At 56.6% G+C, this 25,218-nt stretch carries 25 protein-coding genes; 17 read left to right on the top strand and 8 right to left on the bottom strand.

What is annotated here, in order from left to right; all coding sequences use genetic code 11:
• The first annotated feature begins 6 nt into the window (after positions 1 to 6).
• The 4 genes from KP701_RS13000 to KP701_RS12985 are packed head-to-tail and all read left to right on the top strand — an operon-like array spanning position 7 to position 6,006.
• The gene (locus KP701_RS13000; RefSeq protein WP_215747455.1) at positions 7 to 3,930 is read left to right on the top strand and encodes a bifunctional nitrate reductase/sulfite reductase flavoprotein subunit alpha; all 3,924 of its coding nucleotides are present in this window, start codon (positions 7 to 9) and stop codon (positions 3,928 to 3,930) included.
• 15 nt (positions 3,931 to 3,945) lie between these two features.
• Positions 3,946 to 4,527 carry an ANTAR domain-containing response regulator gene (locus tag KP701_RS12995; protein WP_211557462.1) on the top strand — a complete coding sequence of 194 codons (582 nt, stop codon included), beginning with the start codon at positions 3,946 to 3,948 and terminating at the stop codon, positions 4,525 to 4,527.
• On the top strand, positions 4,524 to 5,504 hold the full coding sequence (locus KP701_RS12990) for a CmpA/NrtA family ABC transporter substrate-binding protein (RefSeq protein ID WP_153431053.1): 981 nt from the start codon (positions 4,524 to 4,526) through the stop codon (positions 5,502 to 5,504). The genes KP701_RS12995 and KP701_RS12990 overlap by 4 nt, the downstream gene beginning before the upstream one ends.
• A 28-nt stretch (positions 5,505 to 5,532) precedes the next feature.
• The gene (locus KP701_RS12985; protein ID WP_153431054.1) at positions 5,533 to 6,006 is read left to right on the top strand and encodes a nitrate reductase associated protein; all 474 of its coding nucleotides are present in this window, start codon (positions 5,533 to 5,535) and stop codon (positions 6,004 to 6,006) included.
• Positions 6,007 to 6,292: 286 nt separating this feature from the next.
• On the opposite strand, the gene KP701_RS12980 is transcribed toward KP701_RS12985, so the two are convergent.
• Positions 6,293 to 7,399, bottom strand: a complete 1,107-nt coding sequence (locus KP701_RS12980; RefSeq protein WP_153431055.1) for a Fic family protein — start codon at positions 7,397 to 7,399, stop codon at positions 6,293 to 6,295.
• Between the two features lie 190 nt (positions 7,400 to 7,589).
• Here KP701_RS12980 and KP701_RS12975 point away from each other — a divergent pair, with 190 nt between their 5' ends.
• From KP701_RS12975 to KP701_RS12955, 5 genes are read left to right on the top strand one after another with little or no spacing between them, the layout of a single operon-like run.
• A complete protein-coding gene (locus tag KP701_RS12975; protein WP_211557372.1) occupies positions 7,590 to 8,186 on the top strand; it encodes a restriction endonuclease subunit S in 597 nt (198 codons plus the stop codon).
• 35 nt (positions 8,187 to 8,221) lie between these two features.
• Positions 8,222 to 9,748, top strand: coding sequence for a type I restriction-modification system subunit M (locus KP701_RS12970; RefSeq protein ID WP_211556024.1), 1,527 nt, complete (start codon positions 8,222 to 8,224; stop codon positions 9,746 to 9,748).
• Positions 9,738 to 10,946 (top strand): restriction endonuclease subunit S, encoded by a 1,209-nt coding sequence (locus KP701_RS12965; RefSeq protein ID WP_153431057.1) that lies wholly within the window; start codon positions 9,738 to 9,740, stop codon positions 10,944 to 10,946. The genes KP701_RS12970 and KP701_RS12965 overlap by 11 nt, the downstream gene beginning before the upstream one ends.
• Positions 10,947 to 10,977: 31 nt before the next feature.
• Positions 10,978 to 14,274: a type I restriction endonuclease subunit R gene (locus KP701_RS12960; RefSeq protein ID WP_211557374.1), complete on the top strand. Its 3,297-nt coding sequence runs from the start codon at positions 10,978 to 10,980 to the stop codon at positions 14,272 to 14,274.
• Between the two features lie 2 nt (positions 14,275 to 14,276).
• Entirely contained in the window at positions 14,277 to 15,014 is a 738-nt protein-coding gene (locus KP701_RS12955; RefSeq protein WP_211557376.1) for a M48 family metallopeptidase, read from the top strand.
• A gap of 301 nt (positions 15,015 to 15,315) precedes the next feature.
• Here the strand turns inward: KP701_RS12955 and KP701_RS12950 are convergent, their stop codons facing one another.
• On the bottom strand, positions 15,316 to 16,191 hold the full coding sequence (locus KP701_RS12950; protein ID WP_211501674.1) for an AraC family transcriptional regulator: 876 nt from the start codon (positions 16,189 to 16,191) through the stop codon (positions 15,316 to 15,318).
• A gap of 190 nt (positions 16,192 to 16,381) precedes the next feature.
• On the opposite strand from KP701_RS12950, the gene KP701_RS12945 reads away from it, so the two are divergent.
• Genes KP701_RS12945 through KP701_RS12930 form a run of 4 tightly spaced genes read left to right on the top strand, consistent with a single transcriptional unit; the run spans position 16,382 to position 18,586 of the window.
• A complete protein-coding gene (locus KP701_RS12945; RefSeq protein ID WP_211501675.1) occupies positions 16,382 to 16,792 on the top strand; it encodes a VOC family protein in 411 nt (136 codons plus the stop codon).
• Entirely contained in the window at positions 16,789 to 17,130 is a 342-nt protein-coding gene (locus tag KP701_RS12940) for a nuclear transport factor 2 family protein (protein ID WP_211501676.1), read from the top strand. The genes KP701_RS12945 and KP701_RS12940 overlap by 4 nt, the downstream gene beginning before the upstream one ends.
• A 6-nt stretch (positions 17,131 to 17,136) precedes the next feature.
• Positions 17,137 to 18,141 carry a trans-acting enoyl reductase family protein gene (locus KP701_RS12935; RefSeq protein ID WP_244974630.1) on the top strand — a complete coding sequence of 335 codons (1,005 nt, stop codon included), beginning with the start codon at positions 17,137 to 17,139 and terminating at the stop codon, positions 18,139 to 18,141.
• A 52-nt stretch (positions 18,142 to 18,193) separates the two neighbouring features.
• Positions 18,194 to 18,586 (top strand): VOC family protein, encoded by a 393-nt coding sequence (locus tag KP701_RS12930; RefSeq protein ID WP_211501692.1) that lies wholly within the window; start codon positions 18,194 to 18,196, stop codon positions 18,584 to 18,586.
• Between the two features lie 21 nt (positions 18,587 to 18,607).
• Here KP701_RS12930 and KP701_RS12925 read toward each other — a convergent pair whose 3' ends face one another.
• From KP701_RS12925 to KP701_RS12910, 4 genes are all read right to left on the bottom strand, one after another.
• Positions 18,608 to 18,748 (bottom strand): hypothetical protein, encoded by a 141-nt coding sequence (locus KP701_RS12925; RefSeq protein WP_211501677.1) that lies wholly within the window; start codon positions 18,746 to 18,748, stop codon positions 18,608 to 18,610.
• A 688-nt stretch (positions 18,749 to 19,436) separates the two neighbouring features.
• Positions 19,437 to 20,225, bottom strand: a complete 789-nt coding sequence (locus tag KP701_RS12920; protein WP_211556030.1) for a DUF6602 domain-containing protein — start codon at positions 20,223 to 20,225, stop codon at positions 19,437 to 19,439.
• A 320-nt stretch (positions 20,226 to 20,545) separates the two neighbouring features.
• Positions 20,546 to 21,394, bottom strand: a complete 849-nt coding sequence (locus tag KP701_RS12915; RefSeq protein ID WP_211562343.1) for an FkbM family methyltransferase — start codon at positions 21,392 to 21,394, stop codon at positions 20,546 to 20,548.
• 90 nt (positions 21,395 to 21,484) lie between these two features.
• Entirely contained in the window at positions 21,485 to 21,727 is a 243-nt protein-coding gene (locus KP701_RS12910) for a hypothetical protein (RefSeq protein WP_211562341.1), read from the bottom strand.
• 191 nt (positions 21,728 to 21,918) lie between these two features.
• Between KP701_RS12910 and KP701_RS12905 the strand changes: the two genes are divergently transcribed.
• The 4 genes from KP701_RS12905 (at position 21,919) to KP701_RS12890 (ending at position 23,737) form a co-directional block, all read left to right on the top strand.
• Positions 21,919 to 22,557, top strand: a complete 639-nt coding sequence (locus KP701_RS12905; RefSeq protein ID WP_211562339.1) for a LexA family transcriptional regulator — start codon at positions 21,919 to 21,921, stop codon at positions 22,555 to 22,557.
• Positions 22,558 to 22,769: 212 nt separating this feature from the next.
• Positions 22,770 to 22,946 (top strand): hypothetical protein, encoded by a 177-nt coding sequence (locus KP701_RS12900; RefSeq protein WP_194285332.1) that lies wholly within the window; start codon positions 22,770 to 22,772, stop codon positions 22,944 to 22,946.
• A gap of 6 nt (positions 22,947 to 22,952) precedes the next feature.
• Complete coding sequence (locus KP701_RS12895) at positions 22,953 to 23,249, top strand: hypothetical protein (RefSeq protein ID WP_153431066.1); 297 nt, start codon at positions 22,953 to 22,955, stop codon at positions 23,247 to 23,249.
• An 89-nt stretch (positions 23,250 to 23,338) separates the two neighbouring features.
• Positions 23,339 to 23,737 (top strand): outer membrane protein assembly factor BamE, encoded by a 399-nt coding sequence (locus KP701_RS12890; RefSeq protein ID WP_153431067.1) that lies wholly within the window; start codon positions 23,339 to 23,341, stop codon positions 23,735 to 23,737.
• Positions 23,738 to 23,875: 138 nt separating this feature from the next.
• Here KP701_RS12890 and KP701_RS12885 read toward each other — a convergent pair whose 3' ends face one another.
• The gene (locus KP701_RS12885) at positions 23,876 to 24,523 is read right to left on the bottom strand and encodes a hypothetical protein (RefSeq protein WP_211562335.1); all 648 of its coding nucleotides are present in this window, start codon (positions 24,521 to 24,523) and stop codon (positions 23,876 to 23,878) included.
• A complete protein-coding gene (locus KP701_RS12880; RefSeq protein ID WP_211556142.1) occupies positions 24,520 to 25,173 on the bottom strand; it encodes a hypothetical protein in 654 nt (217 codons plus the stop codon). Before KP701_RS12880 ends, KP701_RS12885 begins: the two co-directional genes overlap by 4 nt.
• Positions 25,174 to 25,218: the final 45 nt, after the last annotated feature.

Genomic DNA, 25,218 nt, shown 5'->3' with positions numbered 1-25,218 from the left:
CTGTTCATGACACGGGAAGACATCCGTTCTGTCTGCCCCTATTGCGGTGTCGGCTGCGGCATCGTGCTGGAGGTTGAGAACCATCAGATCGTCAAGGTGCGCGGAGATACCGAGCACCCGACGAATGGTGGTCGCCTATGCACCAAAGGAAGTTCCTGCGACAAACCGGTGTCATCGTCTACACGGCTGGATATGCCGCAGATCCGGCCGCACAGGACGTCTCTGCCCGTTCCCACCCGAATGGACGCAGCCATCAGAGAAACAGCCCGTCGCCTGAAGCAGATTCTGGAAGAATACGGCCCGGATGCGATCTCCCTTTACGTCTCCGGCCAGATGTCTCTGGAAGCGCAGTATCTGGCGAACAAACTCGTCAAAGGATACCTGAGAACCCAGCATATCGAGTCCAACTCCCGTCTGTGCATGGCGGCGGCGGGAGCTGGCTACAAACTCTCCCTGGGCGCAGATGCCCCTCCGGGAAGCTACGAGGATTTCGACTGCACGGACCTGTTCTTCGTGATCGGCGCCAATATGGCCGACTGCCATCCGATCCTGTTCCTGCGCCTGATGGACCGCAAACGTCAGGGAGCTAAACTCATCGTCGTTGATCCACGACGGACCGCTACGGCAGACAAGGCGGACCTGTTCCTTCAGATCCGCCCAGGCACCGATCTCGCCCTGCTGAACGGCATTCTTCACATTCTGGTTCGTGATGACGCGATAGATCCGGACTTTATCGCCAGTGCAACGAAGGACTGGAGCGATATGCCAGCTTTTCTGGCAGATTATTCTCCCGAACGCGTTGCCGGGATTACCGGCCTTCCACAAGATGATATCGAAACAGCCGCCAGATGGATTGCGGAAGCCGATGCGTGGCTGACGCTGTGGACCATGGGACTGAACCAGAGCACTTCAGGAGCCTGGAATACCAACGCGATCTGCAATCTTCATCTTGCCACTGGCGCCATTTGCCGCCCGGGCGCCGGACCGTTTTCCCTCACAGGACAGCCCAATGCCATGGGTGGTCGAGAAATGGGCTATATGGGCCCCGGCCTCCCCGGCCAGCGCTCGGCATTGGTCGATGATGACCGGGCCTTTGTCGAGCAACAATGGAAGCTGCCCGCAGGAACCATTCGCAAAGCAGGTGGCCATGGCGCGATAGCCATGTTCGAAGCCATGACCCGCGGTGAAATCCGTGCCTGCTGGATCATCTGCACAAACCCTGTCGCGACTGTGCCACGCCGTGCCAACGTTACCGCGGCTCTTGAAGCCGCTGATCTGGTCATTGTTCAGGATGCCTACGCCGACACGGAAACGGCGGCTTATGCGGATATTCTTCTGCCGGGTGCGTTATGGGCCGAAGGAGATGGCGTGCTGGTCAACTCTGACCGCACCATGACGCTGGCCCGGCAGGCTGTCTCTCCGCCCGGTGAAGCCATGGCAGACTGGGACATCATTGCACGTGTCGCCTGTGAGATGGGCTTTGAGGAGGCTTTCACTTTCTCATCTTCTACTGAAGTCTTTGACGAAGCCAGCCGTTTCGCCAATCCCAGGACAGGCTACGATATTTCCGGAGTCAGCCACGACCGTCTGAAATCCGGTCCCGTCCAGTGGCCTAGCCAGACGGGAGACGCCCTGCCCCGCCATCCGATCCGCTACCGGCCTGACCCGAATAAACCGCCTGTTTTCGCCACTGACGACGGAAAAGCGGCTTTTCATGCCCGACCTTATCTCCCCTTGGAAGAACAGCCGGACGACGAATTCCCTTTCCTGCTCAACACCGGGCGCCTCCAGCATCAATGGCACACGCTCACCAAAACTGGTCGGGTCGATGGACTTAACAAGCTCAATTCCGGCCCTTTCGTGGAAATCGCTCTTGCTGATGCCGAACGGCTGGGCCTGTGCAAGGACGATCCCGTCGAACTCCGTTCCCGCCGGGGCACCGCAATCCTTCCCGCCCGTCCAACTGACCGCGTTGCGCCGGGAACATGCTTTGCACCCTTTCACTGGAACGACCGCTTCGGCGAAAATCTGACAATCAATGCTGTCACGGCCGATTTCACGGACCCCGTCTCCCTTCAGCCCGGGATCAAACACTGCGCAGTGTCCCTCTCGCGCATCGAAACTGTTTCTGTTCCCGCAGAGGAGAACGCTCCTGCCATGCCGCTTGATTATCTGACACAGCATCTTGGCCTCGCTCGAGCGGAACCCCTGGTCCTGTCCGTTGAAAGTCGCCAGTGGTTGACGGGATTCATGGGCGGCCTGAAACTTGCCCCACCGGCAAACGAGCTTCCCTTTGTTCCCCCGAGTGCTCCTTTGCCGACAGAGCAGAAAGCCAGAATTAATGGCCTTCTGGCTGGTCTGTATGCCCGCAGCCCTGTGTCGAAGGATCCTGCTGTTTCGGAAAGTCCGACCGGTACCCAACCAAGGCTTCTTCTTCGGTGGGCGTCCCAGACAGGTCGGGCAGAAGGTCTGGCTGAAGAACTCGCTGTCTGGCTGAAAGAAAGCGGCTACGGTGTCGATGCCATGAGTCTGGATACCAGCAAACCCGCCGATCTTTGCGGAACGGTCCTCTTCGTCGTTTCCACCTTCGGCGACGGAGATGCCCCTGATAGCGCCAGTGCTTTCTGGGATGAGCTTCGCAATACCCAGGAACTGCGCGAAGATATCCGTTACGCCATGATAGCGCTTGGGGATTCTTCATACGCCAGTTTCTGCGGGTTTGGTCGGGCTCTTGATGACCGCCTGATCGCGCTCGGCGCAACCCCGCTTATGCCACGACAGGATTGTGAGCCCGATTACGAAGAAACCGTTGAGGCTTGGCAGCACAGATTTCTGGCTGCCCTGGGTGCCAAAACGGTCCCAGTCCCAGCCGTTCCGTTACCGGACGCACCAGCCATCACCCGAGCCAACCCTGCGATTGCACGCATCAGCCTTAATCACTGCCTGACGGGAAGGAACAGCGACAAGGAAACACGACAGATCGTTCTGGATCTCTCCGGGACAGGATTGCACTATGAACCTGGGGATGCTCTGGGGGTCTGGCCCTGCAATGCTGACTCAACTGTTGAGAGCGTTCTAAGCTCTCTGGGACTACCTTCCGGCACAACAGTCTCAGTGCGAGGTCATGGAACTGTGTCGCTCGCAGACGCCCTGACCAGACATTTCGATCTGTCCCGACCGTCTCCGGCGTTGCTGGAAAAATTGGGGGCGCCGTCTTCCAGCTACCTGCCGGAGCTGCTGGCAACAGCCAAAATCGGCGTGCAGGCTCAGGATATCCCGAACCTTTTCCGCCGGATGCAGCCTCGCCTCTATTCAATCGCATCATCGCTGAAAGCATACCCTGACAGCGTACACATCACGGTGGGTGTCAATAATGAGCCCTACCCTGGTCTGTGCTCAAACTGGCTGGGAAGTTTACACGAAGATTCCGAGGTCCCGGTTTTCCTACAGACCACATCCCAGTTCCGTTTACCTGACGATCATACCAAATCTGTCATCATGGTGGGGCCAGGCACAGGAATTGCCCCCTTCCGTGCTTTCCTCCAGGAGCGGGCGGCCTGTAACAGCCCGGGCCGAAACTGGCTTTTCTTCGGAGAGCGTCATGCAGAAAACGGGTTTTACTATCGCGAGGAGCTGGAAGGCTTCATGGAACAGGGATGCCTGACACATCTGCATACGGCATTTTCCCGTGATCAGGACCAGCGGATCTATGTCCAGGACCGCATGGAAGAAAACGGCGAAGAACTCTGGAGATGGCTGCATGGAGGCGCATATTTCTACGTGTGCGGAGATGCTGCGCGAATGGCCAGGGACGTCGATAGCGCCCTGCGCCGTATCGTAGCCCGCTATGGCGGTATGTCCACGGAACAGGCCGATGAGTATGTCAGTAACCTTGTAAGAAATGGGCGATACGTCCGTGATGTGTACTGATATAGCTCCATGACAATGAAAATTCTTCTCGCAGACGAGAACTCCCAGCGGGCTGGCGCCCTGTCAGAGATTTTGAAAGCTGATTCTTCATTGGAGGTCATTCGACTTGAAGGGTACGAAAGTCTGATTTCAGCGGTCAAAGCTCACGTTCCTGACATTGTGCTCGTGGACATCTGCCGCGCCGACCGCGACGGACTGGACAGTGTGCGGGCGCTATCCTCCTCCGGGTTGGAGCGCCCCGTCGCCCTGTTTGTCGACGAAGATGACGAAGCGCTCATGGAAGATGCTTTTGCGGCTGGCGTCTGTTCCTACAACGTGATGGATACGCCGCCTCGGGACGTCAAACCCCTGCTTCGGTCGGCGATTGCACTATACCGTCGCTTTCAGGAAACAGCAGCCGAGCTGAAAGCGGCCCGACAGGTCCTTTCGGATCGGGAAACTGTCGATACAGCAAAGAAAATCTTCATGCGTAACGAACGCTGCAGCGAGGCAGAAGCCTATCGCTGGTTCAGACGCCGAGCCATGCAGCAGGCCCGTAAGCTGGTGGATGTTGCCACTGACTACCTCCGGGTTCACACCAAGGATAATGCATCATGAGTTCTGCCATCAGAATAGGCCTGCTGAGGCTGGCAGATAGCGCCCCTCTGATTATCGCCCGCAATCTCGGAATATTTGAAAAACATGGTCTGGATGCGGAACTGATAGTCTCGCCATCGTGGGCCAATATCGCAGATGGTCTTGTCTGGAATGGACTGGACGCTGCGCTGGTTTTCCCTCCTTTGGCGATCATGACGGCGCTGGGTCATCGCGGTCGGGAAATCGGCCTGCACCGGGGTATCCCTATCAGCCGTGGCGGCAACACGGTTGTTCTTCGTGGACAGCACCTCCCACCGTTCCTGGGAACGGATGACGTGACAAAGCACCGAAATTTTGAAAGCTGGCGTACGGGTTTAAGCCGGCGCCCCAAGCTGGCAGTAGTACATCTGTATTCGACCCATTTCCTCATTCTGATGGACTTCCTCAAAAGTTTGCATGCCCATCCAGAACAGGATGTGGAAATCGTCATCATGCCCCCCGACCGCATGATAGATGCTCTGGCCGCTGCGGAAATTGACGGCTTTTGTGCGGGCCCACCTTGGGGAACGGAAGCCGATCTGCATGGTCTCGGATCCATCGTAGCTGGATCCGCCAATATCCATACCGGTCATCTGGAGAAAACTCTCGTGACGACACAACGCTGGGGTCAGAGTGCGCCGGCGCTGACGCAAGCTTTGCAGGCCGCCATTGGCGAAGCAACACGCTTCTGTATGAACCCCAGCAATTCTGCGGAGATCGTTCGTCAACTTTCCAGCCCCCTGGCGAACGGCGGCCTGGCCCTTCCACGCGAAGCGACAGAAAAGATCATGCCTGATCAGCACAACCTCAACGCCATGCAATTCGATTTTTCGGCTTCAGACGTCGATCTTTCAATCAGTTGGATGATCCGGGCCATGCAGGCACAGGGTTGGTTAACCCCTGCGAATATGAAGCGGCTTTACGAACTTGGCTGGCTCACACCGGCCCCTATTTCCTAAGCTACACAGATCTTCCGGAGACAGAACCATGAGCACAGATTTACAGATATTTGAATTCGAACGTGATTTCGCCGATACGCTTCGCTGCATTCCAATGAGCGTGCGCATGAAACTCGATGAATGTGGAATAAAACTCAGTCTCCGCCAATGGAGCCATTTCAGTTACAACGATCGTTACGAACTCTGCTACCGTCCGACAGAATCAGATCCTGATAGGCTGACCTATCGTCGTTTCCTGAAAGACTTGATTCGCACACGCACCAATGAAGAACCTGTTTTTCTTGATCAGCCACAGTCTACTGAATGGCAGGATAGCCAGTCGGTGCCCCTGTGCCTCCAAAAGCAGATTATGGAGAAAGAACTTTCCTCTATACCACTGCAAAAATGGGCAACCTTAACGCCCTTGCAACGCTTTTCGCTTGTAAAGCTTTGCCGATCTGGCCACGAAAATCATAATCTTCCTGTCGCTTTGAAAGAATTTATTTTTCAGGGCCGCGAATAGTATATATTCAAAAAAAATTTTGTGAATGACGGACCAAAATCGATATATTTTACAGTCGATAGATATCCCATTTGTCCTTATACACGGAGAAATTTGGCTGCATATTTGTTAATATTCTTGTTTTTTTGAAAAATAAGTGAATGTTAAAATATTCCTTTTTTGTTTCCACTAACCTTACTTTGGATAATTCTTCGGAAATTCTCTATTGCCGCTACAGAGACGATGAATTGCCTTTCCCGCGATCTGGAGAAAACCAGAGCATTAAATGCAATCCACGGCTCACGCCTCAGGGAAGAACCAGAACATAACTCGTGCTTCTGCCACCCGCCGCCTCCTTATCCAAGACACCGCGCTCTACGAGATCATTGATATCCCGCAGGGCTGTATCTGGTGACGTCTTTGCGAGCTTTGCCCATTTGGATGACGTCAGCTTACCCTCGAACCCGTCCAGCAGACGGTTCAGCATGAGACATTGCCGGTCATTGATTGATTGACCTACCAGAGTGTCCCAGAAGCGGGCCTTCTGAATGACCTTTCCCAGGACCAGTTCAGCACGGTCAAAAGCACGATCCAGAGCCCCCAGAAACCAGCGCAGCCAGGGCGTGATGTCCATGTCTCCTTTCTGGGTGGCCTCAAGAATGGCGTAATACTCTTTCCGCTCCTGACGGATCTGGGCTGACAGGCTGTAGAAACGCTGGTCTGTCTGCTCCGAACGCGCCAATATGAGGTCGCCAATGGCCCGCGCCATGCGCCCGTTCCCGTCCTCGAATGGATGAAGGGTAACAAACCACAGATGTGCAATGGCCGCCTTGAGCACAGGGTCCAACGCCTGCCCAGCATTGCACCAGTCGAGAAAAACCTGCATCTCCGCGGGCACGCTGCTGGCGGACGGGGCTTCATAGTGGACTTTCTCGCGTCCGACAGGCCCTGATACGACCTGCATCGGACCGGTTCTGTCATCACGCCATTCTCCGACCAGAATGCGCGACATGCCGTTTCGGCCAGTCGGGAACAAGGCCGCATGCCATGCGAACAACCTCTCTGCGGTCAATGGATCGGCATAATGCCGGGTCGCGTCCAGCATCATCTCCACGACACCTTCAACGTCCCGATCCACTGGTGCCAGCGCGCCAATATCCATGCCCAGCCGTCGCGCGATGGACGAGCGCACCTGCTCACGATCGAGATTTTCGCCCTCGATCTCGCTCGATTTGAGGACATCTTCCGTCAGGGTCTGGAGCAGGGCTTCCGATCTGAAATCGAACCCCAGACTTTCCATGCGTCCCAGAAGCCGACCCTGTCGGTGACGCACGGCGGCCAGTTCATGGGAAATGATCTCTTTGTCCCATTGAAAATTCGGCCATTCCGCGCGCTGATAGATATATCGCACCATTTTCCCTGCATCCTTTGCGGAGAATATGCCATCTAATCGCCGCAGGGTGCAACGTCAATCACCGCAACAGATGCGGCTATTCCCTCAGGCCAGCGATCCCGAGTTCGTCCCACATGCCCCTTTATGCGTGAATGTCTTTCGCGCATATTTATCATTGACAGATCTACGTTCATGCTCCTTATATAATCGCATGAAACACCTTCACGCATATAAAGCGGTCCTTTCAGACATCGCGGCAGTCGTAGCGGGACACCCGTTCCGAGGGAAAATCGACCCGACCGATGGGGCGGAAACGGCTGTCGTGCAGATGCGGAACACGTCCACGTCGGGCGTGGACTGGACGTCCTGCGTGCGCACCGAAGTGGCCGGACGTCGTGAGCCGGACTGGCTGCGTCCGGGGGATATTCTCTTCCCCGCGCGGGGCAATGTGTCACTGGCGGTTCTGATCGATGAGCGCATTGGCAGCCTTCAGGCCGTCGCCGCTCCACACTTCTTTCTGCTGCGCGTGTCGCGTCCAGACGTGCTGCCCGCCTGGCTGGCCTGGTGGCTCAATCAGGAACCGGCGCAGCGGCATCTGGAGCAGAACGGCCAGAGTTCCACCCTCGTCCGCAACATCGCCCGACCGGTGCTGGAGGCCACGCCTGTTATGCTGCCTCCCCTGCCCCGACAGGAACAGATTGTGGGTCTGGCCAACGCCATGCAGCGCGAGGAAGAGCTTCTGCACCGCCTGCGCCAGACCAACCAGCAGATCATGACCGGGCTTGCCAGAGACCTTCTGGCGGACTGACACTCCCTTGACGTTTTGAAACAGGATTTGACCTCGTGACCGAGCAGATTTCACAGGATACGATTAACAAGGCACTATGGAGCGCCTGCGATACCTTCCGTGGCACCGTCAGCCCCGATACCTACCGCGATTACCTGCTGACCATGCTGTTCCTGAAATACATCTCCGATGTGTGGCAGGACCATTATGACGGCTATAAGAAAGACTATGGCGACAACCCCGCCCTGATCGAAGCCATGATGGCGCAGGAACGCTTTGTTCTGCCCAAAGGTGCGGACTTCTACACCCTCTATAAAGAGCGCAATGTCCCCGGCAATGGTGAGCGAATTGATAAAGCCCTGCACGCCATTGAAGAGGCCAACGGCACCAAGCTGAAGGACGCAGGCAAGAGCGTCTTCCAGGACATCAGCTTCAACTCCGACAAGCTGGGCGACGAGAAGCAGAAGAACACCATTTTGCGCCATCTGTTGGAAGATTTCCACAAGCCGGACCTGAACCTGCGCCCTTCCCGCGTCGGCAATCTGGACGTGATTGGCAACGGCTATGAGTTCCTGATCAAGAACTTCGCTGCCAGTGGCGGGCAGAAGGCCGGGGAGTTCTACACCCCGCCGGAAGTCAGTGAACTGCTGGCCCGTATTCTGAGCCCGAAGCCGGGCGAGACGATCTGTGATCCGGCCTGCGGCTCGGCGTCCCTGCTGATGAAATGCGGACGGCAGGTGACGCAGAACCACAAGGGCAGCCGGGACTACGCCCTGTATGGGCAGGAAGCCATTGGCTCCACATGGTCCTTTGCCAAGATGAACATGTTCCTGCACGGCGAGGACAATCACCGCATTGAATGGGGCGACACGATCCGCAACCCCAAGCTGCTGGATGACAGAAACCACCTGATGCGCTTTGACGTGGTGACGGCCAACCCGCCTTTCAGTCTCGATAAATGGGGACATGACGAGGCGGAAGGCGACGTGCATCACCGCTTTGCCCGTGGCGTGCCGCCGAAAACCAAGGGCGATTACGCCTTTATTCTGCACATGATCAGCACCCTGAAAGACCGCACGGGCCGCATGGGCGTGGTCGTGCCGCATGGGGTGCTGTTCCGTGGCAGTTCGGAAGGCAAGATCCGCCAGAAACTGATTGAGGAAAACCTGCTGGATGCCGTGATCGGCCTGCCGGAAAAGCTGTTCTTCGGCACGGGGATTCCAGCCGCCATCCTGATCTTCCGCAAGGACCGCAAGACGAAGGACGTGCTGTTCATTGATGCGAGCCGCGAGTTCAGGGCGGGCAAGAACCAGAATGTGCTGACCGAAGAGAACATCACCAAGATTGTAGACACCTACCGCGCCCGCAAGGACGTGGACAAATACGCCCACCTCGCCACGCCGGACGAGATCAGGGAGAACGACTACAACCTGAACATTCCGCGTTATGTCGATACATTTGAGGAAGAAGAGGAAATCGACCTGAACGCCGTTCGGGCCGAACGGGCGGAGATTAAGGTGGAACTGGCAACGCTAGAAACACAGATGGACGTTTATCTGAAGGAGCTGGGTTATGCTTCCTGAGGGGTGGAGAAAAGCGTCACTAGAAGATGTTGCCGATATCCGTAGCGGCATTGCCAAAAGTCAGAAGACCATCGTAAATCCGATCAGTCTTCCGTATTTACGCGTTGCAAACGTGCAAGATGGTTATCTTGATCTTAGAGACGTCAAAACTATCGAAATAGATAAAGAGAAAATAAATCGTTTTTCCCTTCACTCCGGCGACGTTCTGATGAACGAAGGCGGTGATTTCGATAAATTGGGCCGTGGAGATGTATGGCGAGGCCAAATAATGCCTTGCCTACATCAAAATCACGTCTTTGCCGTAAGGCCAGACCAGAATAAACTTGATTCTTACTTTCTAGCCAATCTCTCGGCCAGCCCCTACGGCAAAGGATATTTTTTGTCCTGTGCGAAACGCAGCACAAATTTGGCAAGCATCAATTCCACACAATTAAAACAGTTTCCCGTAATCCTCCCCCCACTCCCCGAACAGAAGAAGATCGCAGCGATCCTCTCGACGTGGGATCGTGCGATTGAAGGGACTGAGAAGCTTCTGGCCAACAGTCAGCAGCAGAAAAAAGCCCTCATGCAGCAACTCCTCACAGGCAAAAAACGCCTGCCGGGGTTCACGGGGGAGTGGAAAATTTGCTCTCTTTCAGATGTTGCCACGGTACAAACAGCAACATCTAAAACTCAATATATCTGTGAAAATGGAGAACGATTTATTGTCGATATGGGTTCTGTAAACCGGTTAGGAAATCTCGTTTGCACGAAATCCACTCAGCATAATGCCGACCTTTTGCCAAAAGGTACGTTGGTCATGCCAAAAGATGATATCGGAGGCGGAAATATTATAGGTAGAACTTCTTATATTGATCGAGACGATCTGTATGTGCTGGGAGACCATGTTTATGCCCTCCATATTGGCGATTGTGACAGTAAATTTCTTCACTTTCTAATAAATTCACACCCAATAAATAAGAATTTACGTCGCAGGGCTAACGGCACGGCTCAGTTGGGCTTGGGAAAAAAGGATGTCCTTAGACAAAAAATAAAGATCCCGTCCGAATTTTCTGAACAGAAAGCCATCGCCGCCGTCCTGACCACAGCGGACGAAGAAATCACGGCCCTTGAATCCGACCTTGCGCGCCTGCGTCAGCAAAAGAAAGCCCTGATGCAGCAGCTTCTCACGGGCAAGCGCCGCGTGAAGGTCGATTAAGGTATTTCAGCTTACAGGACATTTGAACATTATGGCTCCCGCCCCAAAATTTCAGGAAGAATACAGCGCCAAGCTTCCGGCGCTGGCCCTCCTCAGCACCCTTGGCTGGCGGTTTCTGTCGCCATCCGAGGCGCTGGCGTTGCGGGGAGGCAAACAGAGCACCGTGGTGCTGGTTCCTCTCCTGCGAGCGGAGCTGAAAAAGCGGCGCTTTACGTTTGAAGGCCAGGAACACAGCCTGTCCGATCAGGCTATTGATGCGCTGGTGTCGCACGTCACGCATCCGGACTTTGTCTCCGGCCTCCGCGATGCCAATGACAAGATGACGACGCATCTGCTGTTCGGAATTGTTGCACACGAGTTCATCGGTGGGCGCAAGGCCAACCCGACCATCGCGCTGATCGACTGGCAGAACCCACAGAACAACAGCTTTACCTTCACGGAAGAATTCAGCGTCCTGCGCACGGATCTGACACAGACCCGCAGGCCGGACATTGTCTGCTTCGTCAACGGCATTCCGCTGGCGGTGATCGAGGCCAAGCGCCCCGATGGTCAGCCGGGCAAAGGCCCGACCGTGGAGGTCGGGATTTCCCAGAGTATTCGCAATCAGAACAAGGATGAAATCCCCCAGCTTTTCGCCTACAGCCAACTTCTGCTCTCCATCACCGGGCATGACGGGCGCTATGGCACCTGCGGCACGCCCAAGAAATTCTGGGCAAGCTGGAAGGAAGAGGACATTCCCGAAAGCCGGATGGAGGCGCTCAAGAACACGCCGCTTTCTGGGGCCCAGAAAGACGCGCTATTTGCCATACGCGAACCGTCTGACCGGACGTGGTTCGATGACTGGGCCTCCCGCCCGCTTGCCATCACGGATCAGGACCGGCTTCTGATCGGCCTGCTCTCCCCTGAGCGTCTGCTGGAGATGGCGCGGTTCTTCACGCTGGTCGACCGCAAGGCCGGCAAGATCGTGGCCCGCTATCAGCAGGTCTTTGGCATCAAACGCCTGCTGGAACGCATCAAGTCCCGCCGCAGCGATGGCGGGCGTGAAGGCGGCGTGGTCTGGCACACCACAGGGTCGGGAAAGTCCTTCACCATGGTGTTCCTCAGCCGCGCCCTCATTCTGGATGACGATCTCAAGCAGTGCCGTATTCTGGTGGTGACAGACCGCAAGGATCTGGAACGCCAGTTGAGCACCACCTTCTCCACCGGCGGCGAACTGGCGGACAAGAAGGACAAGGACGAAGCTCTCGCCACCTCTGGCCGCCGTCTGGCGCAGCAGATCGGGCGTGGGCAGGAGCGCATCATCTTCTCGCTCATCAACAAGTTTCACACAGCGACCACGCTGCCCGAGTGTCATAACGACAGCGCGGACATCATCGTGCTGGTGGATGAAGGCCATCGCAGTCAGGGCGGCGAGAACCATGCCCGCATGAAGCACGCTTTGCCCAATGCCGCCTTTATCGCCTTTACCGGCACACCGCTGCTCAAAGGCAGTGAAACCACCAGTCGGTTCGGCAAGATCATCCATTCCTACACCATGCAGCAGGCCGTGGCGGATGGAACGGTCACACCCCTGCTCTATGAAGAACGCAAGCCTGATCTGGATGTGAACGACCGCGCCATTGATGCCTGGTTCGAGCGCATCACGCAGGGACTGACCGAGGAGCAGGTTACGGACCTCAAGAAGCGTTTTGCCCGCGCCAATCAGGTTTACAAGGCGGATGACCGCATCCGGCTGATTGCCATGGATCTGGCCACGCATTTTGACAACAATATCGACAGCGACCTCAAGGGCATGCTGGCCTGTGACAGCAAGCTCTCCGCCATCCGCTACAAGCAGTATCTGGATGAGGTCGGGCGGTTTGAAAGCGCCATCGTCATGAGCCCGCCCGATACGCGCGAAGGCCATACGGAAGTCGATGAGCGCAAACAGCCCGAGATTCAGGACTGGTGGAAGGATAATGTCGGCAGCCAGAGCGAGGATGACTACACACGCGGCGTCATTGAACGCTTTGAGAAAGACCCGGACCTCAAGCTGATCATCGTGGTCGACAAGCTACTGACCGGCTTTGATGAACCGAAAAATGCTGTGCTCTATATCGACAAGCCGCTGAAGCAACACAATCTGCTTCAGGCCATTGCCCGCGTGAACCGGCTGCATGACCAGAAAAAGCACGGGTTGCTGATTGATTATCGCGGCATTCTGGCGGAACTGGACACCACGCTGGCCCGGTATGACGAACTGGCTGCCGAAAATGTCGGCGGGTATGACCCGAAGGATATTGCCGGGCTGTATAGCCAGATGAGCACGGAATACCGCGAGCTCCCGGCCCTGCATAAAGCACTCTGGGCTATTTTTGACGGTGTGAAGAACAGGAGTGACCTCCAGCAGCTACGTGCCGTGCTTATGCCCCGCATGGTGGAGGAACACGGCCAGATGGTGGACGTGAACCTCAAGCGCCGGGATGACTTCTATGAGGCGCTGACAAAGTTTGCGGCCTGTCTGAAGGTGGCGCTGCAATCCGTGGCGTTCTTTGAAGACACCAGCTTCACGGAAAAAGACCGCGCCACCTACAAGGAGACGCTGAAGCAGATGACCAGCCTCCGCCAAATAGTCATGCAGGATACAGGCGAAACTGTGGACTTCGATCAGTATGCCGAACAGGTGAAGAAGCTGCTGGACCGACACGTCGCCGGGGTGAAGGTTCATGAGTCCGAAGGGCTCTATGCGGTCGGCAAGATGGGGCAGAAGTCGAAAGACAACCAGCCAGAGACCTGGAGCGAGGAGAAAACCCGCAACGAGACGGATCTGATCCGCACCCGTGTGACGAAAATGATCGACCACGAGATGCAGGATGATCCGTATGCGAAGGAGGCCTTCTCGGCCCTGCTGCGCAAGGTGATTGAGGAAGCGGAAAGCCTGTTCGATCATCCGCTCAAGCAGTTCATGCTGTTTCAGGAGTTCGAGGAACAGGTGGCCAACCGAAAGCTGGAAAACATTCCGTCCGTATTTGACGGGCACCGCCACGCGCAGGCCTATTATGGCGTGTTCCTGAAAACACTGGCGGCCATCTTCAACCATAAGCAGACGGATGAGGAGAACCAGCGCTGGATTGATCTGGCGTTTGAGATCGACACCATCGTGGACAAGGCAGTGCGGGAGAACTCACTCAGCCGACCGGATATGGAAAAAGCAGTCAGGAAAGAACTGCTGCCGCTGCTGTTCAGCACGGGCCAGAAAGCAGGCTTTGGTGTCGACAAGGCGCAGGAGATCATCGAGCAGGTTATCCAGATCATGCGGGCCGGGCCTGCTGATACCCTACGCGGCTGAGCATGGAAGAAACTCCCACTCGCATCCTGACCTATGGGGGTGAGCAGATCCGCGTGACCCTGATCCCCCGTGCGCGCCCCGGCACGACGCTGCGCATCAAGGTGCATCCTGACCTGACTGTGCAGGTGATTGTTCCCGAAGGCACAACAGAGGCTGATCTGGACAAGGCGCTGCACCAGAAAACCCGCTGGATCTGGCAGAAACTGCGGGACTTTCGGGCGGTGCAGGAACATGCCACGCCGCGCGCCTATGTCAGCGGGGAAAGCCATTTCTATCTGGGACGGCGGCATCTGCTGAAAGTGCATCATCAGCCCGATGCGCCGGAAACCGTGCGCATGTTGCGCGGACGACTGGAGGTGTCCGTGCAGGACCGCAACGTCTTGCGGATTCAGAAGCTGCTGGAACTCTGGTATTTTACGCGGGCGCAAGAGGTGTTCCGTCACCGCCTGTCAGCCCTTCTCCCCACAACATTGTGGGTCAAAACATCTCCCGCTCTGAAGCTTCAGGTCATGCAGACGCAGTGGGGCAACTGCTCACCGGGGGGCACCATCACACTGAACCCACATCTAGCCAAAGCGCCGCGTGACTGCATTGACTACGTCATCCTGCATGAGCTGTGCCACCTGAAGGAGCACAATCATGGCCCAGCCTTCTGGTCACTTCTAGAACGCGTGATGCCGGACTGGGAACAGCATAAGGCAAGGCTGGACGGGATGGCGGAAATGATGCTGCAAAAATAGCTCTATGTGACTGCAATGGGGGGGAGAACGGAATGTCGGTTATCGGGGAGGCCTGACCGGAAGCTGCCATTCGCAGCCTTCAAGTTGATGACGGCTTCCGATAATACCAAGTCGCTCTCATTTCCTAGCTGAGCATGCGGCACCGCCGGAAGCTGGCGCCTACTCATTGAGTCGACTGATCTACGAGTGGCCACGTGGCGGCGGCTTTAATTCGAGGTTTTTCCGCGAGGCAACGGGTAAAGGGTCTCTGAATGATTTCTGCACCTCGTGTGTCATTGACGATCTCTCCTCTGCCAAGGGATCATGGTTGCCTTAGTCGCACGGCGTCCCGTGACGGCGCTAAGCCGAACTGACGGGTATACTCCCGGCTGAATTGCGTTGGGCTTTCATAGCCGACGCGGAACGCTATGGCCGTAACGTTTCCATCGCCTGCGATTAGCATGGATCGGGCGTGTAGAAGGCGGACGTGCTTCTGGTACTGCAGGGGGCTGAGCGCCGTTACCGCCTTGAAGTGGCGATGAAAGGCGGTGACACTGAGCGCCGCCATTTCGGCCAACATCTCGACGCGCACCGGGCGCGCGAAATTCACGCGTATCCATTGAATCACCACCGCGATCCTCGACAACGCGGTGTCAGGCATGGCGATGTCTCGTAACATCCAGCCCATTGGTCCCTGCAGGACGCGGAACAGAATCTCGCGTTCGTAAGCGGGCGCTAGCGCGGCAATCTCGTTCGGGTGGTCTATGAGACGAAGCATCCGGACCCAGGCGTCGAGCAGGTCCGCCGTTACTGGAGCAACCGAAAAGCCGGAACGGTAAAGCTCACCGCCGCCAATTTTGGGCATATCTGTCAGCAATGTGGCGACCACGGAGGGCTGAATCGTGAGGCTGACCGCAAGATACGGTGCGCCGCCATCCGACGGATGGATGGCGCCAACTGCGGGCAGGTCGACCGACATGACGAAGTAGGTCGCCGCATCGTAACGGAGCATGCGGTCACCCACCGTCATCGTCTTCGACCCCGTCAGGATCAGATTGACCATCGGCTCATAGACGGCTGCGAGTTGATGCTCGGGAACCATCCCCTGCACCATCGCGACGCGGGGGATACCGCTTTCGGTACGGCGGTTCTCGGCGCGTGCCGCCAGCGCACGCAGTTCGACGAGTTGTGTCTCCATCTCCGCTCGCTCCCACGAATTCTCTTCCCGGACAATCGATAAGTAGGAATAGGCAAGAAGTGGGCAGGATCAGATGAGCGCCCAGACGAACATGCAGCTACCTGTTTCCATGAAAATGCGGCGACTATCGATTGCCTGATCGCCCGGAATATCGAGGTTGGTGGCGGCGACATGATTTGAGGAATGCAAGATGCTCGATCATATTTTCCTGACAGTAAGTGACACTGATCGCTCGATTGTCTTCTACGAACGGGTACTGCCCGTTCTCGGCATCACCTCACGGCTCGATTACGACGGCAAGAATGGGCCGCCGGGGCATCCTGACCTCAAGGGCTTCGGCGCGAACGGACGCATGTTCTTCTGGCTGCGACAGGGAGATGCCGCGCCCGGTGCAGTCCATGTGGGTTTAATCGCAACCTCGCCGACGATGGTGGAGGCGGCGCACGCCGCCGCAATGGCGGCTGGCGCGAGCGAGATCCACCCGCCTGGGCCGCAGCTTCATTACGACCCGCGCTACTACGCCGCGCAGGTTCGTGACCCGGACGGTTATTCCCTCGAATTCGTTTACAAGAGCTGGCAGCACGAAGGGCAGCAGCTATGATCCATGATTCCGTGCGCAACATCGCCGACGCGCTGATTGCATCCCTCAATGCGGGCGATGTCGATGCCTTTGTCGCGTTGTTCACGCCAGACACGGTGATCGATGATCCGTCCATCGGTCACCGCTTTGAAGGCCACGCCGGTATCCGTAACTATATCGAGCGATACTTCGTCGGCTATCTCACCGTCACCCAGTTTCTCTCGATCAATCGCTTGCCTGAGGGCCGTGCTCGCGTGCGTGTCGATTTTACCGGCGACTTCGGTCACGAGATCGGCCTGCTCGACCTCACTATCGACACCGATCGGCTCATCACGCGTATCGAGGCGAATCTGGAGTAGACGATCATGCAGAAACTGATGATCTACGGTGCTACCGGCTATACCGGCCGCATGGTCACCGAGCGTGCGCATGCCGCTGGGTTGTCCCTTGTTCTTGGTGGCCGCACTCTTACCTCCCTCAACAAACTTGGCGAGCAGCTAGGCATTGCCTGCAATACATTCACGCTATCAGAGTCCAGCGCGATCGACACTGCCCTGGCGGGTGTATCGGCAGTGCTGAACTGCGCTGGTCCCTACATGGATACGGCCTCACCGTTGATGCGCGCCGCGATCCGGTCGGGCGTGCACTATCTCGATATCGCCGCCGAGCTGGATAGCTACCGTCTGGCGATAGAGCTGGACGAGAACGCGAAGGCAGCAGGCGTGATGCTCCTGCCCGGAAGCGGTGGCAGCGTGGCGATGTTGGGCTGCCTCGCCGGCCATGCTGCCGCACGCGTAGAGAACCCGAGCAAAGTGGCGGTTGCGTTGCGTGTCGCCGGGTCGATGTCGCGCGGTTCGGCAATCAGCGCGAGCCGCAACCTCGTGACCGAAACCCTGACACTGCATGGTGGGCGATTGACGCCGCGGCCGGCTGGCGAAACGGCATTGTTTGACTTCGGCCAGGGTGAGCTCTCCTGTTTCGCCGTCACCTTGCCCGACATCATCACGATTGGCCGGTCGACGGGTATCCCCGACGTGGAGACCTATGTGTATGTGTCCGGCAACGCCTTCCCCGAAGGCGATTTGGCGGCACTTCTGGACGGCCCGGATGCGGCGGAGCGCGAGGCCAATCGCTACCAGGCCGCAGTCGCGGTAACTGCCGCAGGTGGCCGCATCGCGCGCTCAGTGCTCGACACGGTCAACGGCTACAGCTTCACGTCCATGGCCGCGGCTGAGGCCGCAAAGCGCGTGTTGGCTGGCGAGGTTCGCGCCGGATTCCAGACGCCGGCAGGATTGTTTGGCAGCGGCTTTGCCGAAACGATCGCGGATACGCACATCATCGACTTGCCACTCGCGTATAAAGAACGATGACCATTCCGCGTCAGCGTAAACATCTTTGCGGCCCATTAAAAAGGATTACGAAATGGACGTCATCAATCACATCGAGATCGGCGTCGCTGACGTCGATGCATCGCGGCGCTTTTATGAGGCGGTTCTGGCACCACTGGGGCTATCGTTGGTCATCAGTGTCGATCCCGCGCTTACCATTCTTGGCACAGCGCGTTATGGCTTTGGTCGCGACGGCTATCCTAGCTTCTGGATTCATGGCGAGACAGGTGCCGGTCGCTCCATCCACATATCCTTCACCGCCATAAGCTATGACCGGGTCGATTCGTTTCACGCTGTAGCCCTTGCCAATGGAGGCAGCGACAATGGTTCGCCAGGTATTCGCACACGCTATCACCCCCGCTATTACGCCGCGTTCGTTCTTGATCCCGACGGTAATAACATCGAGGCGGTCTGCCAGAGTGAGTGATCCAGTGCGGCAGCGTCAGGCTCAGTCGAACTCCTGCTCCAGCGTCTTGACCGCTATCCGGGCGCAGCCAGCCAGTTTCTCCCGCTTCCGTTCGAGGCAGGCGAAAGATGACAGGTAGCGTGCCGTCAAAAGGATGTAGTCGAAGGCAGAGACGTGGCGCATTTCCTCTTTGATGACGGGGCAGCGGCCAGCAAGGCTCTGGGCATGCAGGAATAACGGTTGGGCGCGTCCGGGAGGTTGTTCTTCTACGTCTCAAACAGACTGTTCCCGGTCAGTTCGGAACTCTGACCGGGCCAATGGCTGATGCAGGCGTCAATATCGAAACGCTTTATAACGATTACGACCTCAACCTCGTTCTGGTCACGGGTAGGCCTGAAGAAGCCCAGAGGGTGGCCGATCTCTGGGCATGTTCCGGAGGAAGGCTTTCATCGGCCTGCACGAAAATTTCGACCTAACGGAGCTGACGCTTCGCTCCACACTAAAATAGAGAACAAGCCGTCAACTATCGGGCAACGACACTTATGTCCGCTTTTCCGAAGAAAATTTGATCCGTTGAACGACTGACATGTAGGCGAAAGCGGCTGGTCCGCTTACGCCTACAATCGAGACACTTAAGATCGGTTTGATGTATCCCGAAAGCAGACGATCGCAACGCCGATCTTGGAGATGATCAATATTGCCGCATTGAAGCCCTCGGAGTGAGAGGCTGATTTAAAATTATTTGTCATGATTTCATGATCTTGAGATGCGGCGGGGGAAGAACTGGATCGAGGCGATGAAGAGCCATGCGGTCAAGCTAACCTGCGGATACCATTCAACTTAGTTTCCACCGAGCACTGAGACATGCAATTTATGAACGTATTTTCTCTCCCACATCAGTTATGTCACCAATGGAACCATTATTTGATGTGTAGTTTATTATATTGATAGGATCTGTGGTCGCCTCTGCGAACATCTCCATCATTAACGTGTAGAACGTGAGTAATTTGTTTTCAGTTTTGATATTACACATTTTATCTCCTGGCATGGGGATCGGTCGAACACCGTCTGCACCACGATGCATTATCAGTCCACGATTAAGAATAATTATGCCATCGATTCTTTTGGCGATATGCTCATTGTCCTGTATGGAATTAAGATATTCAGATAATCCCTCCAGCGTATCACCTTCGTAGGCAAATATATAGAACTGAGGCGGCCAGAAATCTGACATAAGATTGTATTGCTTAAACCTCTTTCCAGACTTTTGTTTGTATGATTTCTTTGATAGATTTTTGAAAGATTTCATGTTTTGAAACGAATTATCCAATTCGTTTTTATTCAAATACGTTTTTACTTCGAAAATACCGTACACAGTTTCTATGGGTATAATAGATATGTCTCTTGATGAAAAAACTCTAGGGGTTTTTTCTTTATCAAATAAAATAACATCAGACTGTTTTGATCTATTCCCGTCACTATCGATTACCTCACCAGTACATACATCTAAATGCCCAGGCATGTGCTGAGCCAACCACTCGGACAGAGTATTTTCATTGACGGTGCCTTTCAGGCCCCTGTGCTCAACAGCAGCTCGAGCTCTCTCGAGCTCTAACTGTAATTGCTTTTCTGAAGCGCTAAAAAGAGAAACCCAATCCATGATTATTTTATCCTTCAATCAGATAATTTCTTAGATTATGCGTCAAATTTTCATATGATGAAATTACTAAACGCACCCTGCAAAGATTATTGCTTTCGACATGACGTCAACGAATGAAATATTCGCTTTTTGATATTGGGAATGATTAAGAAAATATCTCATGGAAAATAAATTATTTTTTTCGCATCTATCTGACGTATTTCAATTTATTGAATTTTGATCCGGATATCATAATAATGGCCGAAATATTGGCCGCTTATTCCGAACCGGACATTCCGCTCTCCCCCCAAAGCTGACAAGCTTCTCCTCACCAGCACCAGTCAAAACCTTGAGAGCAGGATATTCCCTCGGCTGCGGGAGCGGCGCTCATACCCACAGCGCCGCAGCACCGGAAAGACGTCCTGGGCCCACCGGCCATGCTCGGTGTCTTCCATGATGAGATGATCGGGCCACAACGTCGCCGGCGCCTCGCGGAAAAACGGCAGCAGCGCCCGGTCTTCATAGCCTTCGATATCGATCTTCAGCACATGCACGGCCGTCACATCACAGGCCTTCAGAATGTCCAGAAGCGGACGGATCCGCACTGCGGCACCGTGCCCCGCACCAATCCGACCGCCGCCAAAATCCCCGTTCACCTGCACGAGCTGACCAGAGCCTTCCTGATCCCCAACGGCGACACGGAAGAGATCCGCGCGCATCCCGTTCAGCCTCATATTGGTGGCCAGCCGCTCGAACAGCACCGGGTTCGGCTCAACGGCGATGACGCGGGCGTCTCTCTGGGCGACATAGAGCGAGAAGAACCCCATATTCGCGCCCACATCCACAAACGTGCCGCCTTTCGGCAGATGACGCCGCAGCCATTTCAGCTCACGATGATTGTAGCACGCGCCACACACCGCTGATTTTGCGTCTGTCTGATTGTCCTGCGGGTAAAACCGCACCTTCAGCCCGAACAGGGTCGCATCGACAAGACCTGAGGAGCAGTCTCGTTTGAACCGTTCCATGAACGGCCGACGCAGACGGCTGTACCCCAAGGGCGTGTTGAAGAAGACTTTCCGGATTTGCTTCTGCACGTCCGTCAATGGATAGGCACCAAAAGGAAGCGCACGCGTAAGGCTGTGCCCGTCCAGCACAACGTGCTCAGAAGACGGGTCTGAGTGTTCTGGCATAAAAGATGATGACCGTATGGAAGAGAGCAACGGGGCTTCGATGAAGCAAACGGCAGGGTCAGGACGTGCTGTGTCCGATGGACCACTTCGTCACAGCTTCCCGACCTCGCGGCAGAGCTGGAGCAGACCGCCCATCCGCTGCTGCAGCACGGCGCCGAGCACCATCACGCCCTCCAGCAGGCGCGCGCCTTCCGTATCCGCGCGTAGGCTCTCCAGTCGCCCTTTGAGCAGCGCATGCTCGATCTCGATCAGACGCAGCACGTCATGCAGACCAGCATGCAGGTCCTCGAGACCGGCTGGACGGGGTGGTGGTGGCAGTGGATCTTCAGGCATGACAATCCCTTGGACAAAAATGTCGGTTTCATGCGAGGATCTGACCATGACGAGTCACGGGCCACGCAACATTTCGATGCCAAGAGATACGGTTTTCCGACTTCCATATCAAGCGGAATATCGTATTCACGCCTCATTTCCGAATGAGGACCCTTTGCGTGCCCCGACATTCCAGGCGAAAGCGTAAACTCATGGACGACCAGATCCGCCTGATGCGTGAGCGCGGCGAGCGCCTCCGCGAAGCGGCCCAGAGTATTGGCATCACCCATGCTGCCAAGGCGGCGGGCGTGCCGTATACGACCCTGAGGGATTACATGAATGGCGGGGAGATGAAATTCTCCGCCCTTGCATCCCTGGCCCGGGTCTGCGGCGTGTCCCTGGACTGGATCGCCTTTGGCGCGTCCGGCGGTTCACCTTCCGGGGCGACAGCGGTCCAGACCACCTCGACCCGCCAGATCGTCGTGCCCTGGTATGATCATCATGAAGATGGCCTGCGGATTGGCCGCGACTGGTTGCAGAGCGTCATTCCCCGGGACCTCGCAGCCCTCTGCCTCATCAGCAATGCAGGCAATGCGATGGAGCCGACCCTGTCCTCAGGCGATCTGGTCATCGTGGACCGGAGCGTCACGGCTGTGACGGGCAGCGCGCTCTATGCGCTGGAGAGCGCTGGCGCTGTGCTGATCCGTCGTCTTGATCCCAAACTCGGTGGTGGGGTCCGGGTGATTGCTGACAATCATCGCTACCCGCCCCAGGACGTCGAAGCCGATCGTCTGGACTGCTTCAAACTGCTCGGCGAAGTGGTCTGGATCGGCGGCGTGCCTCATCCCTGAGGCGTTCTTGATATACGGGAACCTGTTTCTCGAAATAGGCGCATATCCGTATTGACGATGCGCGGGAAATCGTAGATCATCTGGCTTATTGAGTTCGTCGGGTGGCAGGGTCGTCCTGCCGCACAGGACCTGCAAGGAGCTGGCGATGATGTCTTTGTCCCGTTGTGTCTTCCGGTCTGGCCCCTGTTCCTGCCTTTCAGGGGGCGCCTGACATGGTCGTCTCCATCCTCCTTGTCCTGATCGTTCTTCTCCTGCTGGTGCTGGCGCTCGGATCGTCGGTCAGGCTGTTCGCCTGGCTCAAGGCCCGCGACATTCTGCCGCCTGCGGCTCTGATGCTGGGCACGGCATTGGTGATCCGGGTCGTCTTCCACGCCCACTGGGGGAGATAAGCGCTCATGACGTCTTCAACAGACGGTCTGTACAGCGAGGCGACCGAAGCAAAACGCGCGGCCCGTCTGGCTGCCTATCTCGAAGAATATGGTGCTGAGGAAGACGAGACACGGCTTCTGCTGAGATATGTCTCGTGGTTCGGAGCGGGTGCCTGTCTTTTGTGCGGCATCGCCCTGGCTCTGCCCTGGCATCCGCTCTTTGCGTTCGTTCTGGGCATGAGCTGTTGGACGGCTCCGCGTGAACCGTTTCTGCGAAAACTGAAAGCCGCTAAAGACCGCCGCCACCTTCGCGGGCTGGACTGAGACAGTCCGTTCGTTTTTCGGCAGGTCGCCCGCTTTTTTCCAATTGTCCCGTCATCGACTGTTTTTGCAAAAACAGCAAAGGATCCCGCATGTCTGCACGTCTTCTCAGAACCCTGGCCGTCACTCTGTCTCTTACGGGGCTAATCGCCCTGACAGGCTGTGCCTCGGAAGGAAACGAAACACTCAAAAACGAGACCAGTGCCTCCATTGACCAGAAGATCCATGATGGCGTGACCACCAAGGACCAGATCCGGGCCCTGTTCGGAGATCCGCGCGAGAGCACGTTCACCGACAGCGGCCATGAACAGTGGCGCTATGCGTTCACCAATGCCTCGTCTGACGCCGCAAACTTCATTCCGCTTTATGGCGATCTGCATCAGGGCACCCATGGCACGGAAAAGACTCTGACCGTGATCTTCAATGGCGATGTCGTCTGGCACCACACCATGAATGCCTCCGCCGTCAAAACCGGCAGCGGGTTGTTCTGAGGCTACATAAGAGAGAGCCCCCCTCTGCTGTTGAAAGCAGAGGGGGTAGCCCAGGCCGCTGAAGAACTGGATGCATCGTCCGGGTCTGAGGACATTTTCAAACCTTCCCAAGTCATCGTCGACGCCTCCGCTGGTCACTCAGTCTTCCAGCATGGCAGGACCTTGAGGCAGACAACTCCACTCTGCGGCCTGACCGAAGGGTTCCTCCTCGCCAGGCGGTGGAGAGACGACATTGCCTGACAGCACCAGCAGCCGGTTCAGCGGCTCCCACTCAAGAAGTGTTTCAAGCAGAGCAGTTGCGCAGTTCAAACGCAGAAAAGGGCTGTCCTGCGTCAGTTCTGTCATCAGGTCTGTCCGTAGTTCGAGGACGGATTCCTGCAACCCGCACGGCCGTAACCAGGACGCCCGCTGTCGTGCGAGCCGGTACAGGCAGAGATCATACGGTGGTCGATCCTGCGGTCCACCCAGTATGCGGCGCAGGAAGGACATATGAAATCCCGCCAGAACAAAGGGTCGCGGGGCATCCACCGGCATCAGGGCCCGGAACAGGGGATCGCTGATGGTCAGGGCAGGCTGACCATGCTCGTCGGGACTTTCTTCCAGATGACCCGAGGAACGCCGGGGGGCGCCAAGCCAGAGCAGGCTGCGTCCTTCGACGAAGCCATCCCTTTGCAGCAGCGTGACGGGAGCGCCCGCATAGGGCGCTCCTTTCTGATCCGGCGTGATATCGAGCAGTTTCAGGCGCGTGATGGGCCAGCGCGGCAGCCGGATCGGACTAGGGGTCATGACCCGCCTCCCGCGCGCAGCTGCGCCACAAGGGCGAGGAAACGCTTCTGTAACTGCGCTGGCTCAAGCAGATCGTTGAGATACCAGATCTCGGGCGTAAGACGCTGCTGCCGGTAGACCTCCAGTCTTCGGTCGAACTGCGCTAGCAGATGGGATTCCCAATTGTTTCGGGTCACGCGGTCCGCACCGCAGGCGCCCACGATCTCAACGTACCGAACCCGATCCTGAAACCGGATCCCCAGATCCGAAAAGAAGCGTGCCGGTGCCGCGATCTGGATGGGGGGCTCGACGTCCAGTGTAATGTCGGAAGGGGTAACCGGACACAGGGCTTCCCACGCGATCCGCTCGGGCGTGGAGTTGAGCTGCGTCCCATCTTCGGCAATTTTCCCTCCTGTCGGCAGATCGTTCCAGCACGCCATGGCCGCTTTGATGACTGCCGCCCAGGCCCAGGTTCCGCAGTCGCCAAGCCGGGTCAGGTGTTGCCCGGCCGGTGTTGGGATATAACGAAACAAGGAGCTGGGCGGCTGAGCGCGCAGACGCAGGCTCAGTTCGCGGTAGAGACGGAGGTCGTCCGGTGTGGGCTCGAAGAAAGAGCGCGCGACAGAGCACCCAGCACCCGTCCGGGTGCTGGAGGAAGGAAAGAGCAACATGATCGATTGTCCTGAATAAGAAGAGCACAGCGGCAACGCGCAGGG

It is taken from the genome of Gluconobacter sp. P1C6_b (assembly GCF_018811945.1).
Classification (GTDB): domain Bacteria; phylum Pseudomonadota; class Alphaproteobacteria; order Acetobacterales; family Acetobacteraceae; genus Gluconobacter.
This window is presented reverse-complemented; position numbering and strand designations above follow the sequence as displayed.

What these genes read in the sequence shown, in the direction of transcription:
- KP701_RS12905 (WP_211562339.1), top strand. Translation starts at nt 21,919, where the DNA reads ATGGACGACCAGATCCGCCTGATGCGTGAGCGCGGCGAGCGCCTCCGC.
- KP701_RS12965 (WP_153431057.1), top strand. Translation starts at nt 9,738, where the DNA reads ATGCTTCCTGAGGGGTGGAGAAAAGCGTCACTAGAAGATGTTGCCGAT.
- KP701_RS12900 (WP_194285332.1), top strand. Translation starts at nt 22,770, where the DNA reads ATGGTCGTCTCCATCCTCCTTGTCCTGATCGTTCTTCTCCTGCTGGTG.
- KP701_RS12935 (WP_244974630.1), top strand. Translation starts at nt 17,137, where the DNA reads ATGCAGAAACTGATGATCTACGGTGCTACCGGCTATACCGGCCGCATG.
- KP701_RS12885 (WP_211562335.1), bottom strand. Translation starts at nt 24,523, where the DNA reads ATGACCCCTAGTCCGATCCGGCTGCCGCGCTGGCCCATCACGCGCCTG.
- KP701_RS13000 (WP_215747455.1), top strand. Translation starts at nt 7, where the DNA reads ATGACACGGGAAGACATCCGTTCTGTCTGCCCCTATTGCGGTGTCGGC.
- KP701_RS12950 (WP_211501674.1), bottom strand. Translation starts at nt 16,191, where the DNA reads ATGGAGACACAACTCGTCGAACTGCGTGCGCTGGCGGCACGCGCCGAG.
- KP701_RS12985 (WP_153431054.1), top strand. Translation starts at nt 5,533, where the DNA reads ATGAGCACAGATTTACAGATATTTGAATTCGAACGTGATTTCGCCGAT.
- KP701_RS12930 (WP_211501692.1), top strand. Translation starts at nt 18,194, where the DNA reads ATGGACGTCATCAATCACATCGAGATCGGCGTCGCTGACGTCGATGCA.
- KP701_RS12940 (WP_211501676.1), top strand. Translation starts at nt 16,789, where the DNA reads ATGATCCATGATTCCGTGCGCAACATCGCCGACGCGCTGATTGCATCC.
- KP701_RS12955 (WP_211557376.1), top strand. Translation starts at nt 14,277, where the DNA reads ATGGAAGAAACTCCCACTCGCATCCTGACCTATGGGGGTGAGCAGATC.
- KP701_RS12880 (WP_211556142.1), bottom strand. Translation starts at nt 25,173, where the DNA reads ATGTTGCTCTTTCCTTCCTCCAGCACCCGGACGGGTGCTGGGTGCTCT.
- KP701_RS12925 (WP_211501677.1), bottom strand. Translation starts at nt 18,748, where the DNA reads ATGCGCCACGTCTCTGCCTTCGACTACATCCTTTTGACGGCACGCTAC.
- KP701_RS12990 (WP_153431053.1), top strand. Translation starts at nt 4,524, where the DNA reads ATGAGTTCTGCCATCAGAATAGGCCTGCTGAGGCTGGCAGATAGCGCC.
- KP701_RS12910 (WP_211562341.1), bottom strand. Translation starts at nt 21,727, where the DNA reads ATGCCTGAAGATCCACTGCCACCACCACCCCGTCCAGCCGGTCTCGAG.
- KP701_RS12920 (WP_211556030.1), bottom strand. Translation starts at nt 20,225, where the DNA reads ATGGATTGGGTTTCTCTTTTTAGCGCTTCAGAAAAGCAATTACAGTTA.
- KP701_RS12945 (WP_211501675.1), top strand. Translation starts at nt 16,382, where the DNA reads ATGCTCGATCATATTTTCCTGACAGTAAGTGACACTGATCGCTCGATT.
- KP701_RS12915 (WP_211562343.1), bottom strand. Translation starts at nt 21,394, where the DNA reads ATGCCAGAACACTCAGACCCGTCTTCTGAGCACGTTGTGCTGGACGGG.
- KP701_RS12890 (WP_153431067.1), top strand. Translation starts at nt 23,339, where the DNA reads ATGTCTGCACGTCTTCTCAGAACCCTGGCCGTCACTCTGTCTCTTACG.
- KP701_RS12960 (WP_211557374.1), top strand. Translation starts at nt 10,978, where the DNA reads ATGGCTCCCGCCCCAAAATTTCAGGAAGAATACAGCGCCAAGCTTCCG.
- KP701_RS12980 (WP_153431055.1), bottom strand. Translation starts at nt 7,399, where the DNA reads ATGGTGCGATATATCTATCAGCGCGCGGAATGGCCGAATTTTCAATGG.
- KP701_RS12995 (WP_211557462.1), top strand. Translation starts at nt 3,946, where the DNA reads ATGAAAATTCTTCTCGCAGACGAGAACTCCCAGCGGGCTGGCGCCCTG.
- KP701_RS12895 (WP_153431066.1), top strand. Translation starts at nt 22,953, where the DNA reads ATGACGTCTTCAACAGACGGTCTGTACAGCGAGGCGACCGAAGCAAAA.
- KP701_RS12975 (WP_211557372.1), top strand. Translation starts at nt 7,590, where the DNA reads ATGAAACACCTTCACGCATATAAAGCGGTCCTTTCAGACATCGCGGCA.